This window comes from Micromonospora sicca, from assembly GCF_003172935.1.
GTDB classification, from domain to species: Bacteria; Actinomycetota; Actinomycetes; order Mycobacteriales; family Micromonosporaceae; genus Micromonospora; species Micromonospora sicca.
This window is the reverse complement of sequence record NZ_QGKS01000480.1, coordinates 1-4,699: the sequence shown is the minus strand read 5'-3', so window position 1 is coordinate 4,699 and position 4,699 is coordinate 1. Positions and strand designations below refer to the sequence as shown.

The window sequence follows — 4,699 nt, the reverse complement described above, 5'->3', positions numbered from 1 at the left end:
CGTCCAGGCTCTGCGGGCGCGGTCGTCGTCGTTCCAGCGACAACAACCGCACCGGAATCCGGGCGTCCCTCGCCCGGACGGGGAGCCGGCGGGGCGGCACTCCTCCGGCAGTCACCCGCCGGGCCCGGCCGTCGACGCCGACACCGCCCAGACCCCGAGGGAACCCGCGTCGGTCCGCCCCCGCGGCCCGGGTGAGGAGTGGAACTGGCGGTGGACGGGGCCGGCCGGGACGCCGCCCGCGCCCACCGCCGGTGCCTGGCCCGAGCTGCCGGCCGAGGCGACCCGATCCGCCCCGCCCGGGGTACCGCCGGCCGGGCCGTCATGGCCGGCCGGGACAGGCTTGCCGCGGGCCGGCGAACACCCGCGTGATCCGTGGCCGGCGCTGCCCGACGACCGGAAGCTGTGGGCGCCGGCCGCACCCGCCGGCGACGCCGCGCACCGGCGCCGGCTGGACCGGGAACAGGCGGCTGGCTGATGGAACGCGTCGCCTTCCTCGTGGACGAGTCCGGCACCCGGGTCGACTGCCTGCTCAACCCGGAGACCGTGCAGGTCACCCGGCTGGCCGGGGTACGCCCCCGGGGCGGCGCCGACGGTCAGCTCACCGGGGCCGGCCTCGCCGACGACCCGCTGGTCTTCACCGGCGGCGGCCGTACCGAACTGGTCCTGGACCTGCTCTTCGACGTGGACTTCGTCGAGGCCCAGGTACGCCCCGAGGACGTCCGGACGCTGACCCGTCCACTGTGGCTGCTGGCGGAGAACTCGACCGCCGAGCACGGCTGGCTGCGGCCGCCCCTGGTCCGCCTGGTCTGGGGCAAGACCTGGAACGTGCCCGGCGTCATCGTGGCCGTGGCGGAACGCTTCGACGCGTTCACCCTCACCGGTACCCCGCGCCGGTCCTGGCTGCGGCTGAAGCTGGTCCGGGTGGCGGAGGGCGCCGAGGCGGCCCGGGCGGGCTTCGAGGAGGAGTTGGCCGCGGCGAGCACCCCCACCGTCCCGCCCGGCTCGGCGGTGGTGGCCGCCGCGGACGGCGCCGCCGAGCCCGGCTGGTCGGGGGTGCGCTTCGACCTGCTCGCCCACGACGCGCTCGGCTCGCCGCTGCGCTGGCGGCTGCTCGCCGAGCACAACCGGATCAGCGACCCGCTGACCGTGCCGGCCGGCACCCCGCTCGCCGTGCCCCCGGTCACCGCGTCCGCCGCCGGGTCGGGAGGTGCGCCGTGACGACCGTGCCCCGGACACCCGCCGTCACCGTGGACGGCGTGCCGCTGCCCGACGCCCGGCGGCTGCGCGCGGTCCGGGTCGCCGCCCGGCTGGACCAGCCGACCCAGTGCGAGGTCACCCTCACCGCCGGCCCGGGCGCGGTCGCCCTCGACCCGCCGGTCCGCCCCGGCGCCGCCCTCGACCTCCGCCTGGACGGCCACCCGGACGCCCTGTTCACCGGCGAGGTCACCTGCGTCGAGCTGGAGTACGCCGGCGACGGCACGGCCCTGCTGCGGATCCGGGCGTACGACGGGCTGCACCGGCTGCGCAAGCGGCAGCAGTTGCGGGTCTTCGAGTCGGTGACCGCCGCCGACCTGGCCCGGGAACTCTGCGCCGACCTGGGGTGGACGGTCGACGCGGAGACCGACGGGCCCCGGCTGGACCGGCTGCTCCAGCACCGGCACACCGACCTGGAGCTGCTGCGCGAGGTGGCCGGGCGGGCCGGGCTGCACCTCGCCGCCGACGGGGACCGGTTGCGGCTGCTGACCCTCGACGGGTACGGCGAGCCGGTGCCGCTGGCGCTGGGCGACTCGGTGCACTCGCTGCGGATCGCGGAGAACCTGGACCGGGCCGGCGGGGAGAGCGCCGCGCTGGGCTGGCACCCGCAGCGCGCCGAGCCGCTGCGGCAGCAGGTGGGCGAGGCCCGCTCGGGCCGCCGCATCCCGCTGACGCCGGACCCGGGCGGGGTGGGCGCGGACGGCGTACGGACGGCGGTGGACCAGCCCGGCCGCAGCGACGACGAGCTGGCCGCCCTGGCCCAGGCCGGGTTGGACGCCCGGGTCGCCGCCCTGGTCACCGCCGAGGGGGTGGCCGAGGGCGACCCGGCGCTGCGCCCGGGCCGGCGGATCCGGCTCACCGGGGTTCCCGAGCCGGTCGCCGGGGTGTACGTGCTCACCGAGGTGGTGCACACCGTGGACGCGAACGGCCACCTGACCGCCTTCGCCACCGTCCCGCCCGACCCGCCGCCGAGCCCGGCGCCCGTCCCGGCGACGGTCACCCTCGGCACGGTCACCGACGTCGACGACCCGGACCGGCTCGGCCGGGTCCGGTTGACCCTGCCCGCGTACGGGGACCTGGACGCCGGCTGGCTCGCGGTGGTCTGCCCGGGCGCGGGGCGGGGCAAGGGCATCGTGGCACTGCCCGACCCGGACGACACCGTGCTGGTGGTGCTCCCCGGCGGGGAGCCGGCGTCGGGGATCGTCCTCGGCTCGCTCTTCGGCGCGATCGAGCCGTACGACGCGGGGATCGTCGACGGGCGGTCCCGGCGCTGGTCGATGCAGACCGGCACCGGCCAGTCGATCGTCATCGACGACGACGGCCGCACGCTGCGGCTGGCCACCGACGGGGGCAGCTTCGTGGAGCTGCGGCCGGAGCTGACCACCGTGCACGCGGCCGGCGACCTGGTGCTCTCCGCGCCCGGCCGGGCGATGGTGGTCCGCGCCCGGACCGTCGACTTCCTGCGCGCGGAGGCGACCGAGGACGCCGACACCGCCGCGGCGCAGGCCCGCACCCTCGCCCGCGCCCACGGAGGTGGCTGATGCGCTGGATCCACCGCGACTCGCTGATCGTGTGCGACCACGACGGTCGGGTCGCCAACCGCGCCTCGCAGCACTGGGTGACCGTGCGGGGCGTGCCGGTGCTGGTCGACGCCGACCCGGAGGGGCGGGACATCACCGCCTGCCCCAACTACGGGCCGACCATCAAGCCGTGCGCCAAGACCCTGCGGGTCAGTGTCGGCTACAGCGCCTGGCTGCGGGTGGACGGGCACCGGGTGGTGCTGGACAGCCTGGACGGGCTCACCGACGGCACCCCGCCGGGGCTGGTCCACCACACCGTCCGCGACCCGCGGCAGACCTTCCTGGAGGCGGACGCATGACGGCCTTCCGCTTCGTCGGCGCCGGCTTCGACGCGGGTCGCACCGGTGGGCTGGCGCTGACCGCCGCCGGCGGGCTCGCCATGACCGACGGCGACGAGACGGTACGCCAGGCGCTGTTCCTGCTGCTGTCCACCACGCCCGGCGAGCGGCTGATGCGACCCGGGTACGGGTCCCGGCTGCACCGGCTGGTCTTCGCGCCCAACGACGACACCACCGCCGGGCTGGCCATCCACTACGTCCGGCAGGCGATCCGGCGGTGGGAGCCGCGGGTCAAGGTGATCGACGTGGACGCCGGACCCGACCCGGACGACCCGTGGCGCCTCGTCATCCGGCTCGACTACCGGGTCCGCGCCAGCCTCTCCCCCGGCCAGCTGGTCTTCTCCGTCGACCTGCTGCCCGACGACGACCCGCCGGACCACGACCGCGCCGAGGGAGACCCGTCATGACGCTGCCGGTGCCGCACCTCGACGACCGCGCCTTCCTCGACCTGGTCACCGAGGCGCGGGAACGGATCCGCCAGTCCTGCCCCGACTGGACGGATCTGTCCGCGCACGATCCCGGGATGGCGCTGCTGGAGGCGTTCGCGTACCTGACCGAGGTGATGATCTACCGGCTGAACCAGTTGCCGGAGAAGGCGTACGTCGCGTTCCTGAACCTGCTCGGGGTGACCCGCCACCCGCCCTCGGCGGCCTGGGCGGACGTCCGGTTCACCCGGACCGGCCCGGACCGCGGCGCGGTCCGGATCCCGGCCGGGACCCGGGTCGCCGCCGCCCGCGGCGCCGACCCCCGGCCCGTCGTCTTCGTCACCACCGAGCCGGCGCTGCTGCCCGCCGGGGAGACCGAGGTGACGGTACGCCTGCACCACTGCGAGCCGGTCGAGGCGGAACTGCTCGGCACCGGCACCGGCCAGCCCGGCCAGGTGCTGCGCGCGGCGAAGGCCCCGCTGACCCGCACCGCCGAGCCGCTGGACCTGCTGCTCGGCGTGGAGGTGCCGGCCGGCTCGGTGGAGCTGGGCGCGGCGGCCCGGGAGCACGACGGGCGGACCTTCGAGATCTGGCGGCCGGTGGACAGCTTCGCCGGGCTCGGCCCGCAGGCCAAGGTCTACCTGGTCGACCGGGCCTCCGGGGTGGTCACCTTCGCCCCCGCGCTGGACCTGCGCTCCCCCGCCGGTCCGGCCGCGGCGGTGACCGGGCCGGGTGCCGAGGGGGCGCCCGGCCCGGGAACCGGCGGCCCGGGCGGCGGGCCGGCGGCGACGGTCGCGGCGGTGCCACCGGCCGGGCGGCAGGTGCGGCTCTGGGACCGCAGCGGCGGCGGGCCGGGCGGCAACGTCGCCGCCGGGACGCTGACCAGCCTGCGCGACCCGCTGCCCGGGCTGAAGGTGGACAACCCGGAGCGGGCCGGCGGCGGCCGGGACCTGGAGTCGCTGGAGGCCGCGCTGGCCCGCGGGCCGTACGAGTTCTTCGCCCAGCAGCGCGCGGTGACCGCCCGCGACTACGAGATCCTCGCCGCCGGCTCCGGCGCGGTGGCCCGGGCCCGAGCGTTCACCCGGGCCGCCGTCTACAGCTT

The 4,699-nt window shown here is 77.3% G+C and carries 5 protein-coding genes and 1 pseudogene; all 6 read left to right on the top strand.

Features of this window, described 5'->3' with window-relative positions; translation table 11 throughout:
• Nucleotides 1-475: pseudogene (locus tag DKT69_RS40445) on the top strand (hypothetical protein); the annotation flags it as partial.
• Complete coding sequence (locus tag DKT69_RS34865; RefSeq protein ID WP_109805629.1) at nucleotides 475-1,218, top strand: CIS tube protein; 744 nt, start codon at nucleotides 475-477, stop codon at nucleotides 1,216-1,218. The pseudogene DKT69_RS40445 and the gene DKT69_RS34865, both read left to right, overlap by 1 nt.
• Nucleotides 1,215-2,795 (top strand): phage baseplate assembly protein V, encoded by a 1,581-nt coding sequence (locus DKT69_RS34860; protein WP_201750011.1) that lies wholly within the window; start codon nucleotides 1,215-1,217, stop codon nucleotides 2,793-2,795. The genes DKT69_RS34865 and DKT69_RS34860 overlap by 4 nt, the downstream gene beginning before the upstream one ends.
• The gene (locus DKT69_RS34855; protein WP_109805628.1) at nucleotides 2,795-3,133 is read left to right on the top strand and encodes a hypothetical protein; all 339 of its coding nucleotides are present in this window, start codon (nucleotides 2,795-2,797) and stop codon (nucleotides 3,131-3,133) included. The genes DKT69_RS34860 and DKT69_RS34855 overlap by 1 nt, the downstream gene beginning before the upstream one ends.
• A complete protein-coding gene (locus tag DKT69_RS34850; protein WP_109805627.1) occupies nucleotides 3,130-3,579 on the top strand; it encodes a GPW/gp25 family protein in 450 nt (149 codons plus the stop codon). Before DKT69_RS34855 ends, DKT69_RS34850 begins: the two co-directional genes overlap by 4 nt.
• Nucleotides 3,576-4,699 (top strand): baseplate J/gp47 family protein (locus DKT69_RS34845; RefSeq protein ID WP_201750010.1); only part of this gene is annotated, 1,124 nt, incomplete at its 3' end. The genes DKT69_RS34850 and DKT69_RS34845, both read left to right, overlap by 4 nt.